We start from the raw sequence: 14,238 nt of genomic DNA, 5'->3' as shown, positions 1-14,238 counted from the left end.
ATGCGACGAATCGCATTTGATTTCAGAATTTATTCGGCGGACGGCGGTCTTTTTCGAGCCTTCCGTTTGGCAACTTCCTCGGGAGTCAGCTTCCGCTTTCGTGGTTGTTCGCCAGCAGGCCGCTTTTTCCCTGCAGCGGGATCTGCTTTTTGTTGAGCAGCCGCTTTCTTCGCGGCAGCCCTCTGAGCAGCAACTTTAGGATCAACTGGTCGTTGTTGTTCGGTCGATTTGCTTTTTCGAGGCGGGTCTGCCGAAGCAGGTGCCGCAGGCTTGGTTTTACGACGTGGTTCTTCAATCGTTTTAGGCATGGTTGCTACCATTTCCGCAGTCGAACGACGAGTTGATTTTTTGCTCGACTTCATCGTGTAACCGATAATCCCGAGACCAAATAAACCGACCACGCCCATCAGAATATAGTTGCTCAGCTGGCTTTTTGGTTCGGGTGGTTTCGGAGGAGGGGCATCGACAACGACTGGAATTGCGTTTGCCTCACCAGAATCGTAATTGCTTCCTGATTTGTTTCCCTTTGCAAGCAGGCTGCCTGGATCTGGCTTCTCTAATGGAACTGCTGCTTGGCCAAGGTTTGTTTGAACCTTACGATAGAGTTCGTCGAATTTATCCCACCACGGAGTGTCGACAAGATCTGGGCTAAGTCGGGCAAAGGTCACAATATCGGCTTTGGCACGCATGAGTTGTTCTTCTGAAGCTTTCAGGTCGGATGCAAAATCGGCATACTGCACTCGGCTTTCAGCCAGATGGTATTGAACCTCCCGGTTTCTCTCGATGTATTCCGGCGGAGCAGCTCCCCCATCAATAATCATCAGCAGACGTTTTCCGATGTTCCCCCAACCCCAGATCGAAGCCCCATCCGCCTCCTTGCCACGAACAGCAATCAGAAATTTCTCAGGTTCGCGATCCGCATTTCCCCAAGCCTGATACACATCCGCAGCTGCGATTTGTGCATCGAGAGCTTTGGGATTATCTGCAAGGATAATTTTGACATTTTCCTCTGCGGAAGTAAAATCGCCTTCCTCAATCTGGCAATTCACGAGGCGCAAGCGGACCCCCATGAGGCGTGCTGGATCAATAAATTTCGTGTCGTTCTTTCCGCGATTAATAATTTCCTGATAGGTCTTTGAAGCGGAACTGTAATACTGCTTCGCTTTCTGAGGCTCCTCGGAAGTCCCTTCGGCCAGTCCGAAATATGTTTCCGCAATCCAGATCAGAGAACTGTAATTCTGACCGCTTTTCCGATTAAAAAGAGTCGTCAGGAAGGACTCAAATCCACTGCGGACATCGGCCAGTCGTTGCTGATCGCCCTGTTTTCTGAGACGTTCGAGTTCATTCTGTAATTCCCGACCGAGTTCCACGTAAACTGCAGTCAGTGCTTCGCCACCTGATTGACCAGCGACTTTCTCCAGTTGAGTTCGAGCTTCTTCGGCTTTGTCAAGCTGTTTTGTACCGATGTAGGCCCGCAGCAGTTGCTGATAGGCAAAGCTGGCAAAGTTCGTACTTTTGACGTTGGATTCTTCTTTCGGGCGGGGCTTCCCTTCTTCAACGGCAACTGCCTTAACAACCGAATGGGGTTCGACCGTTAAATACTCAACCGCTTTTGCGTCATTTCCTCGCATGATTTCAATTTGAGAGAGTGAGACCTTGGCACGAACTAATTCCGGTGGCGATTCCCGATTTTCCGGGAGCCCTTTTTGACGTGCTTCGATTCCACTGGCCAGGTATTTCGCGGCTTGATTCTGCCACTCCTTCAATTCCTGTGGAGTTGCTTCGCTGCTTTCTTTGACGATCGCATTCAGATAGGCATTCCAGTAAGCCTGACCGGCTTCAAGTTGAGCGGTTGCATATTGCGGCACAGTATCAGGAACTTCGGAGTACCATTTTGCGGCTTCGAGCGGTTCTTCATACAGGCGATAGATACGCCCCATTTCCATACGGGCATCGGTCGCCCGGTCAGAATTCGGCCAGTTCGTGGCGATCCGTTCGCAGGTATCCACCATCATGTTGAGGATATCTTTTTTCTGATCTTTGGGGGCATCATTCACGGCTTGCATTAATCCAGCCATTGCCAGATAGGCGCCATCCAGAGCCATCGTCGGATCGGAATTCATGGCTCGTGATGCAACGTAATCTCCGACCACTGCCGTTTCAAAACTTTTTCGCTGCAGATAGAACATGTAGGCCAGTCGATACCGAGTCGCATTGATTTGCGAAATGTCGGTTGTCGGAGTTACCAGATTCAGAGCGAGTCTGTAAAGACGTTCTGTCTCGCTTAATACGGCCTGCAATTCGCCTTCGACATTGGCGATTTCTTCTTTATTGCCGGTCTTTTCTGCGGCTTTGAGTTGTTCGCGAAGTTTGCCGATTTGTTCGAGTAAGCTATTCGCGGTCCCAAATGCAGAATCGAAATCCTTTGGGTCTCCAGGCTCACGATCCAAAGCGACCAACACACGTTGGATCATGCTGTTGGAAACGTCTTTATAAGGGCCGGCATACTTATTGATTTCGCGGGCATTTTCGAGGGCTTGTCGAAGAAGTCGCGTTCTGTCGGATTCGACTGTCGTGCGATCCATCGCCAGTTTTTCCTGGGCCTGAGCCATTTCCCAGCGAATTCCCAGTCCCGTTGTCGAGCGAGCGAAAGCGCGATTCGCTTTGAGCCACTCGTCGGCTTCCATAATAACGAGTTGATAATCCTTACGGGTCTCATGATTCAGGCAGATCAGACGGAAATGACGCACCTGACTTTGCAGTCGCTGCAAACCAGCCGACTTGCCCGGATGGCTGAGCAGTTCATCGTAAATCCCGATCGCCTTTCGGATATCGTCTTGTTCTTCGAAACACTTTCCCTGCATTGTACGTGCGAATAAGCCGGCATACTGACTGCGATACTTCGTGTGGAGGTCTTCGAATTCAAGCGAAGCTTTACGAAGCGTCTCCAGATATTTATCAGAACCTTTGTCGTATGTTTGAGCTTCTTCATAAGTGCAGGAGGCAAGGTCGAGCTGAGCCCGCATGAACAAGCCTTCTACCGTTTCTCTTTGAGCCCGCTTTTCTTTTTCATCTTCGGGAATAAACACACCGAAACTTTCCCAGAGTGTTTTGTAGGAATCGTTGGCATTCTGGAAGATCTTACGAGCCGTTCCAATCAAGGCACGGGCATCCTGTTGAAACTTAGCCCGGTTTTCCACATTCGATGGAGAATGGGACTGCCAGATCAATACGCGGGCTTTCCCCAGCATAATATTGGCAAGTTCGGTATTGGCCCGAGGGGCAAGTTCATGTTTGGGGGAATCTTTCAGGAATTTTTCCAGAAATGCCTGAGCCTGATCGAGTTGTTCGGTTTGAGCTTCTGGACTTTGCACATAGCCGGAACTTGCCAGTAATGTCAGTGCACGCTCATAAGGTAATATCTGCTTAATCTCCTGAGGAACATCTGGACGTTCCTCCAGAGTTTGCAGGTATTGCATGGCCGTGTCGTAATATTGCCGTTCCCTCAAACCTTCAAGGAATTTCAGGTACGGCTCACCAGCGGTCGACGAATTGATAAAAATCACATTCAGAGTCAACAGGAAGATAATTCCCGGAAGTCTACTGGAAATCATTCGACCATAGTGACTCATTGCGCTGGAAATACTTCCATTGAGCTTGGTGCAAAAATGCCAACAGTGTGTCATTGTTTAACTCATATCGAGGAACAGCGAGTGAGATCATAATAAGTGAAATCACTCGGAAAGTGTGAAGTGAGATTAGTGTGATGAAGACACCACAGAACTAACTACATTATTCGATTTCTTGATAGGTTCGCAATCCAGTACGAAAAAACGGGCTTAAGTTCTTGAAAATCGAATGAGTGCAGACAGGCTTTACTGAGAACGAACGGCATCGAGTTCATCCAGGAACCAACTTAATTCCGATTGCACATGATCCTGCAGTTTTCCCATACGGATATGCAGAAATGCTCCCGCAACCACTAGAGGGATAGCCACAGCTAAACCGAGAGCCGTTGTGAACAGGGCAAAACTGATTTCTCCAGCAAGTGCAGAAGGATCCCCTCCGGTTTTCTGAGTGTCTGCAATTTTCGCAAACGCCTGAATCATCCCGCTGACAGTCCCCAGCAAACCGAGCATGGGAGCCGATTTCACAATGGTATTGATCCACGACGAACCGTATTCGAGATCAGCCATGACATCCCGTTCAAAACGTCCTGCCAGAATTTGGCGAAGTTTTGCAGGTGGGCGGTCAATCTGTTCGATCGCAATCAAGACCATTTGAGGAACCGCACGCGACCAGTAGTCTGGAGAATCGCATAACTGAGCAATTCCCTGCCAGTCCTGCTTCAAAATCATTGCCTGAACCTGCTCCCGAAACTGATCGGTCGCAGCGGCTGACATCCGTTTTTCAGAGATTTTACGAGCCAGCAGAATGACCTGAAAAACTCCAAACACAGCCGTCGCCGCGAGTGCGAAATAGATCGCGGTCGCAGAAGCCTGAAAAATCGGAGCAAAGTTGTATTCCATGAATCCAGCTAATCTGACACCAAAGAAAAAGTTATTGGTGAGTTACGATGATCATCCATGAAAACTAAAGACCAGGCTCCTGCCTGGCAATATTTTATTAAAACTTATTTCCCGAATTTTACACGAGTGATCTTAACCCGAAGCGTCAGCGAGGGGACGGCTTTCGATTAATATTTCGGTTAAACGACCATGATCAAAATGTTTATGTGATTTCAAACAATATAATTAAAGCTTGGGAATGATTACTCACAATTACAAGCACGAAGCACAAGCGAGTGTGTCACAAGGATGAGTTTTCAACACACTCGCTTGTGCTTCGTGCTTGTCTCACTAGTGCCCTGTCAGGGCTTAGAATTGGACCTCTAATAACGGTAACGCACTCCGTTGTCGTGCTTTACAACATCACCAATCCCAATTTATAAGTGTAGATGACGCACTAGCTTATTTGTAATCCATTCCGAGTTCTTTCACTAGAAACGCGTAAACGTCGGCTAATTCTTCAATGATTTTTGAAGTTGGTTTGCCAGAGCCGTGACCGGCTTTGGTTTCGATACGAATCAGAACGGGCTCGTCACTTGCATTGCATTCCTGCAGGCGAGCCGCGAATTTGAAACTGTGCCCCGGAACGACCCGATCGTCTGTATCGGCTGTCGTGACCATCGTCGCGGGATACTTTGTCCCCGGTTTCAATTGATGATAAGGTGAATATTTGAGGAGAGTTTCAAACTGCTCAGGATCATCGGAGGAGCCATATTCATCGACCCAGTAGCGACCGGCTGTGAATTTCTGGAAACGCAACATGTCCATCACACCAACCGCAGGCAGACAGGCTTTATACAAATCTGGCCGCTGGGTCATACAGGCTCCGACCAGTAAACCGCCATTGCTGCCACCCTGAATCGCCAGTTTTTCGCGGCTCGTGTAATTATTATCGATCAACCACTCGGCTGCTCCGATGAAGTCATCGAAGACGTTCTGCTTATTATGTAGCATGCCGCCCTGATGCCAATCTTCGCCGTATTCGCCGCCGCCACGTAGGTTAGCCACACAATAGACTCCTCCCATTTTCAACCACTGAGCACGACTGATTGAAAAGTAGGGCGTCAGAGAGATATTAAATCCACCATACGCGTAAAGGAGCGTCGGGTTGTTGCCATCAAGTTTTAAACCTTTTTTGTAAGCGATAAAGAGGGGGACTTTCGTGCCATCTTTACTCTCATAAAAGACCTGCTTAAGTTCGTATTCACTTTCATCAAAATCGATTTCCGATCGCCGGAAAAGCTTGCTCTCGCCGGTAATCATGTTGTAATGATAAATGCTTGGAGGCGTGGTAAAGCTGGCGAATGAGTAGAAAGTTTCAATTTCATTGCGCTCCCCATCGAATCCCGATGCTGTACCGATGCCTGGGAATTTCACTTCCCGGATAAATTGGCCATCCAGACCATACATTTTAACTTCGGTTTTGACATCTTTGAGTGAACTGACCACAAAGAGATTGGCGATAACACTGATCGACTCAATCGGCTCGGAGCCTTCCGGCAGAATTTCTTCGTAGTTTTCCGGAGAGGGGTTGCGAATGTCGATCGCAATGATTCGCTTATTTGGAGCATCCAAATCTGTTTTGAAGTAGAAACGAGCGCCATCATTTCCAAGGAACGAATACTCGTTTTCAAAGTGGTCGATCAGTGGAACAGGAATGCCGTAAGGTTCCGTCAAATCTTTGACAAAGATGCGATATTTATCGGCGGTTCCCTTCCAGACGGTAATGATCAGATATCGTCCATCGTCGGTAACCGTTGGTCCAAAGCCCCATTCCGGTTGATCGGGACGTTCGTAAACGAGTACATCCTCACTTTGAGGAGTTCCGACCCGATGATAGTAAAGCTTGTGATTCAGATTCAAACTCTGAAACGCTTCCCCTTCTTTCGGTTCGGCAAATCGTCCATAGAAGAAGCCTTTGCTGTCTGGAGTCCAAACGGCTGAAGTGAACTTGAGCCATTCCAGCTTTTCCGATAACAGCTCCTTAGTGGCAATGTCCATAATCCTCCAGGTTCGCCAGTCAGAACCGGCTTCCTGAATGCCGTAAGCGAGATATTTTCCATCATCGCTGAATGCCATTCCATCCAGAGCGACAGTGCCATCTGCGGACCAGGTGTTCGGGTCGATCAAGAGTTCGGGTTCGTCCTCCAGACTTTCCATCATGTACAGAACAGCCTGATTTTGCAGTCCGTCATTCTTCTGGAAGTAGTACCGCCCACCATGTTTGCTGGGAGCCGAGTATTTTGCATAGTCCCAGAGCTTGAGCATTTCCTTCTCGATTTTTTCACGAGCAGGAATCTGAGCCAGATACGCATCAGTCACTTTATTTTCTGCTTCGACCCAGGCTTTGACATCGTCAGACTCGCGAACGTCATCTTCGAGCCAGCGATAAGGGTCGGCTACTTCTTTGCCATGATAAATGTCGGTTTGATCGACTTTTTTCGTCTTAGGATAATTCAAGTCAGCAGCCATCGCAGAGTGTGTGAAAAGAGATTGGAGCAGAGTGCAACCAAGAAACAGCGAAACGGTCAGCAGATACCTCATTGCGAATCCTTCGAGATCATCAGGTGGACGGTAATCAGTTGAGACGTGTATCTGGAATAATAACTGATCACAACGGAAAGTCACGCCGCCTGGAAAGGGAAGCTGCAATCCGAATGAAATTGTGACGACAGCACCAACACCCCAGGCAATTCTCAGGACTTCGATTGAATTTCAATTCCATCCACCCAGCTCATCACTCCATAACGCGATCCCCCCCCACAAGTCCCCACGCTCAGACGCGAAATCTGATCGGATCATTTCAATTGTTCATTTCCTCCGTAAATACAAGGGTGAAGCCCCATAATCTTTCACATCGGTGGGGAAATGTGGGAAGCCCATTTGGGTAACACCCGACCCAATAAATGTTCACCCGAACACCTGGCTGGCGTTCGTTAATTTTGAAAATGAAGAATTCGTAACTATATGCAGGATAAGAATCTAAGGCGATTTCCAGGGACCAGTTTTCGCAATCCCGCAAGGCCTATCTTGACGATGGAGAATCGGAGGGTAAATTGGTGCCAATTGGTGAATAGTGGGGAGAAGTGGGGAGATGCCATTAACTGGAACTTTCGAGCGGTCGCTCGATGACAAGCATCGACTTGCGCTACCCAAACCTTTCCGAGATCAAATTCTTTCAGACACCGAAACGACCCTCTATGCCGCTCCCGGAAACGATCGATGTATTGCGTTGTATTCCGCAAAATCCTTCCAGGAGCTGGCTGACCGTCTCACAAAACTTTCCTCAGCTCAATCTGACGTTCGCAATTACCTGCGGATGTTTTATTCCCAGGCCGAGTGCCTCGAACCCGATAAGCAGGGGCGTATTCGCTTACCTGCCCGGCTTGTTGCATTCGCTGGTTTGGAAAGTCAGACAACACTGGTGGGAGTGCGGGATCATGCGGAAATCTGGGAAACAACCCGATGGGAATCCCTCCTGGCCAGCCATGCAGATGAATTCGACTCACTCACAACTGCAGCAATGCAGGCACTTGAAAAGCAATAAACACCTCAGTTCGAGCGATTTAGCTCGTTCGGTATATTTCCCGCTGCCTTACCGGGCGACGTGGAACAGGGCCGGAAAGGAATCTTGCCCTTGAGGGCAGGTTTGATCGTTGATCATTCCTGCACGTGCTCGATCGAGAAGGATGGATCCTATCTCGATCGATTTTTTTATGCCTACCGATCAAGTACCATATTCTACAAGCACGAAGCGTGAGTAAGTAAGTTGTTTCATGACGTTGCACTCGCTTGCGTTTCGTGCTTGTATTGCAATGTTGACAGCTCTTGATTTTTCTGAAGGACGTAACGTCCATGGCGCTCCCGGATTACTTTCCAGAGATTACTCAAGCCAGTCGTATCGCGGTCTCATTTCGCGGATACAACATCACTAACGCCGGTCAAACTGCGGCTCTGTTAAAACATTCTCTGCTCGGACCTCTCCTGCACGATCGACTCCAGCAAGCCGATATTCTGTGTGCAGACGCACTAGGTATCAAAACCACATTGCAAAAAGATCTGGAGTTGAACCGTCCTTCCGATTTATCGACCTATTCACAAGATTTGGCAATGATTGTCGCAGTCGAATTAGCTCACTGGGATGCGATGCTGGAAGTTCTGGGAGATCGCAGAAAACAGATTCGTGTTTTAACTGGATACAGCCTCGGAGAAATCACCGCGACCATTGTCAGCGGTTTGTTCGACTACGAGCATGCCATGGGACCTGTTCTGGAACTCTCGCGAGATGCTGCGGAACTGGCACCGAATGTGACGATGGGGGTCCTGTTTTCGCGTGGCCCGGAACTCGATCTGGAATTGATTCGTCAACAATGTGAAGTCATCACCTGCCAAGGGAATGGTGTCTTGGCGATTTCGACATATCTGGCCCCCAATACGGTGTTATTAATGGGAGAAGGGAATACGATCGATCGTTTTAAGGAAACTATGCAGGCTGATTTTCCTAAAACGACCCACCTCAGGAAAAACCCCAATCACTGGCCACCTTTGCATACGCCTATCGTGCTGCAAAAACATTTGCGTGATCGGGCAGCGGTGATGCTACAAACTTCTGCCTGCTGCACGGAATTGCCAGATTACCCGATTCTTTCCTGTGTTACTGGCGATATTGCTTACAATGGCCACAATTCCCGACAACTTATCACTGACTGGGTCGATCATCCCCAGCAACTCTGGAAATGTGTCCACGCTATTCTGGAAATGGGTATCGATTCGTTAATCCATCTGGGACCAGAACCGAATATCTTACCCGCGACTCTCACTCGAATTTCCGAGAACGTTCAGGCTCAATTGAATCAACCAAACTGGTATGGCTACGGTTTACGTACGTTATCGAAATGGACCGCCCACCGTCGCTGGCTGGCCCAGATGATGACTCGCGATGCCGTCCTGATGCGGGCCCCTTATGTGACCCAAGTGAATCTGGAAGATCACTTTCTGGCTGTTGAAAAGTCTTGATCAGGTCATGTTATTGCCCTGTTAGAATTAATATCAGGGTGCCACTGGCTCTGCCAGTGCATCGTAACTTTAGTGTTAATCTCGACTAACGCTGGCAAAGCCAGTGACACACAACCGGAAGCTTTAATTGGAACGATCCATTAGTCGGGTTAATTAGTAAACGCAGATTTACCAGACATGATAGAAATGATGATTTCATCATGCATTGGCCGAGCGACGTCTACTTATTGCTCGAACAGCGCGATACTGGCGGTGAATCCGTGCATGTGACTGTTCTCTCCCAAAGGGCCAATTTCTCCCTGGGCGTAGCAGCCCGCTAAAGGAGTAGGGCCGTAAGCCTTCTGTATGGCGCTGACGTCATGGTGCGAATGCCCAAACAGACCTTCACCGCGACCGTTACAGTCGAAGAGCAAGGCTCCCTTCACTTTTTGGGTATTGAGTTTCCGGTCCTGTTCGATCATCAAACGCAAATCTTCGTCAGCAGTGATGGCATCGCGGACATGAAATTGAACGGTTCTCCCCACTCGCACCGGTTGACTGACTGCAATCGCTCCAGATTCCGGATCACTTCCGAGAACTCCAGAGACCAGGAAATCGCCTCGCTGAAATTCACTTTTGTATTCATTCGTCACAATCCCAAAGAACGGACCTTGTCGGACCAGTTCCTGATCCACCTCGGTCAGATCTTCGAACATTTCCCGGAACTGAGCCATTGCGGGCCGACCACCAAGTTCGTAGACGATATTCTTTTCCGATTTGGTGACGACAAACGTATGCCCGATCGGACGACAACCCTGAGAAACAATCGGCCGAATACGATGGTCTCCGCGATAGACAATTCCGACGGCTCCGTGATCGATTTTCTCGCCATTCAGGAATAGACAACTTTCGCCCGGCCCTACCCCACCACTGGCAACGCCTCCGAAAATGGGGATGCCACTCAGGCCATCCGTCAATTGGGATAAGGCAACATGTGGAGATGAGGAATAGGGCTCACAAAACAGGAAGACCGCCCCGTGCGGGCGTTCCGATAAAGAATTCACCAGTGGATGCCCATAACACTCGATTCGTTCATGATTCTGGTCACGTTCGAATTGCAGGTGAAATCCCTGGATTTCGGCATCCGTATCGCTCATCAACCAGACGGCGATCCCGGGTAAATTCTCATGCTCTTGATTCTCAGCGATAATGGCTTCTGTGGTGCATCCCAGAAAATCCTGGCAGCCGAGTTTCTCCTGGAGCGATCCGGAGAGCGTTGAGAAATGCTCCTCGTGATGATGTGTGACGAATAGAAAACCAAAACGTGGCTTTTGTCCGTTCAGTTTGATTTTCAATTGTGTAACGAGTTCTTCCACGGCGCGCGAAGTTTCAGCTTCGTTGGAATGCTGCACGTGGATTTCCATAGTCAAACTCCATCCATTCTTGAAAGCGATTGTATCGAATTCGGCTCACAGTCAATCCTCACCTTGGATTCTTTCATTGGAACCTCGATCCATTCGCTAACAAACGATATCCTGTCTGACTGTAAACGATCAAGCGTAACAGACGATATCGTCAGATGAGGAAGAAGCAGAAAATGAAAAAAAGACAGACCGTGGCAATTCTCGGAGCCAGTCAGAACAGAAGCAAATACGGAAACAAATCTGTCAGAGCGCATTTGTCCGAGGGGTACGAAGTTTTTCCGATCAATCCGAAAGCCGACCAGATCGAAGGTCTGACGAGTTATGCATCGCTCTCAGAAGTGCCTGCCGAACAACTGGATCGCATCAGTGTTTACCTCCCGCCGGCAATTGGATTGAAGTTACTGCCTGAAATTCAAGCTGCCAATGCGAAGGAAGTTTGGTTCAATCCCGGTAGCGAAAATCCGGAGCTGATGGAACAGGCACGTACGATGGGAATCAATGTGATTCAGGCCTGCAGCATTGTCGACGTCGGTCACATGCCTGGTGAGTTTTCAGAGTAGGAATGCTGAATGCTAAAACAATTTCACCCCACAAGTTGGGTTACGCTTCGCTAACACAACCTGCGCTACTATTCTGTAGGAATCGGTTGCAGCAAAAGATGTTCTGGATGCGGAGTCAGAGGACTGGCCAGGCCTTCTGAAGGAACTGGTTGACAATCCTGACAGATGCGATTCATTTCCTGTGGCATCTGGGCACTTGTTGTTTTCACTGCTGAAGGCTGCGATACATTTGATTCTTCATAGTATGCAGTGACAATATTCTGATCCTGCTGTGCCGGGGATTGAGTCGGAGTTAAATGCTTGAGTGGTGGTTCGTTTGCTTGAAGTTTCTGCATCTGTGGCTTCTCAACCGGCAATGTTCGAATTTCACCGCTCACTGTTTGGATCATATTTTGTGTTCTGGCTGAGGCCAGATCCATTCGCATCGACTGCTTCAATCGCTTAGCAATTTCAGAATTTCTTTCTGAGACAATCGCATCATCGACCCGCAGCAATCCCTGTTCAATATGTAATGATACTCGCATCGTAGCCGTTGGTGTTTCAAACATGACAATTGTTTCATTTTCAGCGGTGACATGCCGTGCAACAATCGATTGCCCTGTCGGCAAGGCCTTCAAATTATTGGCGGCTTCCGCGTCCACTTTTTCAATTTTTGGTTTCCCCTGCGTAACGAAGTTCAGGAATTCGTACGCACTGGGTGGCATTGTTTTGGAGAGAGAAAAGACGCGATCATAAAAATCGTCTGTCACAAGTCGCAGCGTCGAATTGGTTTGATTGTGGTGAATATTCGCCGCCAGTTCGTACACGGGAATAATGGGTCCAAGATGATCCTTCATAGATTTGCTCGACGCATCACCCGGTTCTTGACTTTGAACCAGTAAGTCATCAACGAGAACGTTCCCGTTGATATCGTGCAAGACAACCGTAAATTTGTCTGTGTCAGATTTCATATGAATGTGTGTGACATTCCCCAGAAACTGGGTTTCTTCGACTTTCGCATTGGCCAGATCGACAAACGGCATCGGCACGATCGAGAGTGTTTGAGTGGAAGCACGATTCCAGGTTTTTTCGTGCAGATCACGAGTCGAGCCGAACTGCAGCATCTTCTTGTCGCGTTCCTGCAACGATTGAATAAAATGCATCGCGACTGGTCGTGCAGAAAGTGCAGACGTCAATGAAAGTGTCTGGTCTTGTTTTATATCGTATAAAATGACCTCCGCGACACGAAACTCATTGTCGGCATCTTCCAGATTTTTCAATGTCATCCGAATCGTTCGATCAGGACCGTTCAGAACCACATCAGCTCGCTCTTCAAGCAGTTTCACTTCGACGAATGAATCGATGTCAATCGAACTCGGCATGGCCATATCCTGGAATTCGGCAGTTTCCAGACCAGCATCGTAGAAGCGTTTGTCAGTCACTTCTTTAACGGTTGCTTTGTCATTCGCGTTCCAGGCATCCAGAAAGACGATCGCTTGATTCGCAATCGTTGCGGTTTTAAATAGCGAGACGATTTTGTATTCAGAATCCCGTGAGTCTAAACCCAAATCATTTACGAGCCATTTGTCATTCGTTTTGATAAGCGAAATTTCCATCTTGCCGTGAGGCCGATTCAATTTCACGAAGGCACGATCTCCACTGATATGCACTTCAGGTCGATATTTCGTCGAATTGTCGCTTTTGCCAACAATTCGAGAAACCTGACTGGCCAGAACACTTGGCGGCAACTTCGAAAGCGCAGCCGCCAGGTCGTCATCGCAATAGGAGAGCGCCTGTTCGCGATTGCTACCTTGCCACGACTCATAGAATTCTCGCGAAGAGAGCAGAACATTCATCTGTTCTGTAACTGGCATCGTAATTGTTTTTTCACCGGATCTCTGACGCAGATAGATATCATCGACTTCCCATTTTTGAGTCACTTCATTTTTAACAAGTCGATATTGAATCTTACGGCGGTTATCTTCTCCAAAGCCGATCGTAACTTTCTTATCAGTTTTGGAAACATCCTCCACGTTCAGGATTTCAAATTCACCATCCGGGAGTTTGAGTTGTTCCAGAGAATCATTCGATTTGGGATGTCGTAAAGCGTGCTGCTCAAAATTGTCACTTGCCTTTTCGCGCAGGGCTGCAACATCGCCCTCTTCAAGACCTTTTTGAAAAGCGCTGATCGTTCTCTTTTCAGTCATATTTGCACAGCCACTGCTGAGCGCAAGAGCGAAAATCATGAACGAGGACACAATGCCCTGGACGGACTTTGTTCGAGAATGACCAGGACTAACCGTGACCATCTGCCGAGAGGCGAGCTGGAAAAGGCGCATACGATGAACCTGACTAAAGTAGTGAGAAGAGGATTCTCAGGTAGGAATTCCGTAGAGGAATTGCTGTGATGGGATTCAAACTCTAAGCTGATTTCACCTGACCAGTCAAGGTGATCTCTCCTAAGGCGAAATCAGGACCGGAAACGCTTATAAAGATGCAAATCTTACACATGCTGATGGTGCAATTTATTGGGTTCTGACGAACTATCAATGTCGCCTGATTTTAATTCAAAGTCGAATAAACACTGCTGGGCAAGCCAGCAGTGGCTCCCGTCATGCGACCTTTAGCGGTAACACAGCGGACTCTACTAAACTGATACATTTCGAACATTGGTGTCTCAATTTATTCTGGCTGTCATCAAATCTACAGAAC

General features: G+C 48.3%; 8 protein-coding genes. 3 read left to right on the top strand and 5 right to left on the bottom strand.

Going from position 1 to position 14,238, the window contains the following annotated elements; genetic code table 11:
• Positions 1 to 29: 29 nt before the first annotated feature.
• The 3 genes from Pan54_RS02730 to Pan54_RS02720 all read right to left on the bottom strand — a co-directional run bounded on the left by Pan54_RS02730 (position 30) and on the right by Pan54_RS02720 (position 7,112).
• Positions 30 to 3,614 (bottom strand): tetratricopeptide repeat protein, encoded by a 3,585-nt coding sequence (locus tag Pan54_RS02730; RefSeq protein WP_146502041.1) that lies wholly within the window; start codon positions 3,612 to 3,614, stop codon positions 30 to 32.
• A 261-nt stretch (positions 3,615 to 3,875) separates the two neighbouring features.
• Positions 3,876 to 4,529, bottom strand: a complete 654-nt coding sequence (locus Pan54_RS02725) for a MotA/TolQ/ExbB proton channel family protein (protein WP_146502040.1) — start codon at positions 4,527 to 4,529, stop codon at positions 3,876 to 3,878.
• A gap of 441 nt (positions 4,530 to 4,970) precedes the next feature.
• Positions 4,971 to 7,112 carry a prolyl oligopeptidase family serine peptidase gene (locus tag Pan54_RS02720; protein ID WP_146502039.1) on the bottom strand — a complete coding sequence of 714 codons (2,142 nt, stop codon included), beginning with the start codon at positions 7,110 to 7,112 and terminating at the stop codon, positions 4,971 to 4,973.
• A 550-nt stretch (positions 7,113 to 7,662) separates the two neighbouring features.
• Here Pan54_RS02720 and Pan54_RS02715 point away from each other — a divergent pair.
• Together Pan54_RS02715 and Pan54_RS02710 are read left to right on the top strand one after the other, a co-directional pair.
• Entirely contained in the window at positions 7,663 to 8,115 is a 453-nt protein-coding gene (locus Pan54_RS02715) for a division/cell wall cluster transcriptional repressor MraZ (protein ID WP_146502038.1), read from the top strand.
• Between the two features lie 308 nt (positions 8,116 to 8,423).
• Positions 8,424 to 9,584, top strand: coding sequence for a hypothetical protein (locus Pan54_RS02710; RefSeq protein ID WP_146502037.1), 1,161 nt, complete (start codon positions 8,424 to 8,426; stop codon positions 9,582 to 9,584).
• A gap of 224 nt (positions 9,585 to 9,808) precedes the next feature.
• Here the strand turns inward: Pan54_RS02710 and Pan54_RS02705 are convergent, their stop codons facing one another.
• Positions 9,809 to 10,987 (bottom strand): FIST signal transduction protein, encoded by a 1,179-nt coding sequence (locus Pan54_RS02705; protein WP_146502036.1) that lies wholly within the window; start codon positions 10,985 to 10,987, stop codon positions 9,809 to 9,811.
• A 173-nt stretch (positions 10,988 to 11,160) separates the two neighbouring features.
• Here Pan54_RS02705 and Pan54_RS02700 point away from each other — a divergent pair, with 173 nt between their 5' ends.
• Entirely contained in the window at positions 11,161 to 11,547 is a 387-nt protein-coding gene (locus Pan54_RS02700; RefSeq protein ID WP_146502035.1) for a CoA-binding protein, read from the top strand.
• Positions 11,548 to 11,615: 68 nt separating this feature from the next.
• On the opposite strand, the gene Pan54_RS02695 is transcribed toward Pan54_RS02700, so the two are convergent.
• Positions 11,616 to 13,733, bottom strand: a complete 2,118-nt coding sequence (locus Pan54_RS02695; RefSeq protein WP_146502034.1) for a hypothetical protein — start codon at positions 13,731 to 13,733, stop codon at positions 11,616 to 11,618.
• Positions 13,734 to 14,238 lie beyond the last annotated feature (505 nt).

This window comes from Rubinisphaera italica, from assembly GCF_007859715.1.
In the GTDB taxonomy this organism is placed as follows: domain Bacteria; phylum Planctomycetota; class Planctomycetia; order Planctomycetales; family Planctomycetaceae; genus Rubinisphaera; species Rubinisphaera italica.
This window is presented reverse-complemented; position numbering and strand designations above follow the sequence as displayed.

Coding starts and splice junctions, on each gene's coding strand:
- Pan54_RS02730 (WP_146502041.1), bottom strand. CDS start 3,614: ATGATTTCCAGTAGACTTCCGGGAATTATCTTCCTGTTGACTCTGAAT.
- Pan54_RS02700 (WP_146502035.1), top strand. CDS start 11,161: ATGAAAAAAAGACAGACCGTGGCAATTCTCGGAGCCAGTCAGAACAGA.
- Pan54_RS02695 (WP_146502034.1), bottom strand. CDS start 13,733: ATGACTGAAAAGAGAACGATCAGCGCTTTTCAAAAAGGTCTTGAAGAG.
- Pan54_RS02715 (WP_146502038.1), top strand. CDS start 7,663: ATGCCATTAACTGGAACTTTCGAGCGGTCGCTCGATGACAAGCATCGA.
- Pan54_RS02725 (WP_146502040.1), bottom strand. CDS start 4,529: ATGGAATACAACTTTGCTCCGATTTTTCAGGCTTCTGCGACCGCGATC.
- Pan54_RS02705 (WP_146502036.1), bottom strand. CDS start 10,987: ATGGAAATCCACGTGCAGCATTCCAACGAAGCTGAAACTTCGCGCGCC.
- Pan54_RS02720 (WP_146502039.1), bottom strand. CDS start 7,112: ATGAGGTATCTGCTGACCGTTTCGCTGTTTCTTGGTTGCACTCTGCTC.
- Pan54_RS02710 (WP_146502037.1), top strand. CDS start 8,424: ATGGCGCTCCCGGATTACTTTCCAGAGATTACTCAAGCCAGTCGTATC.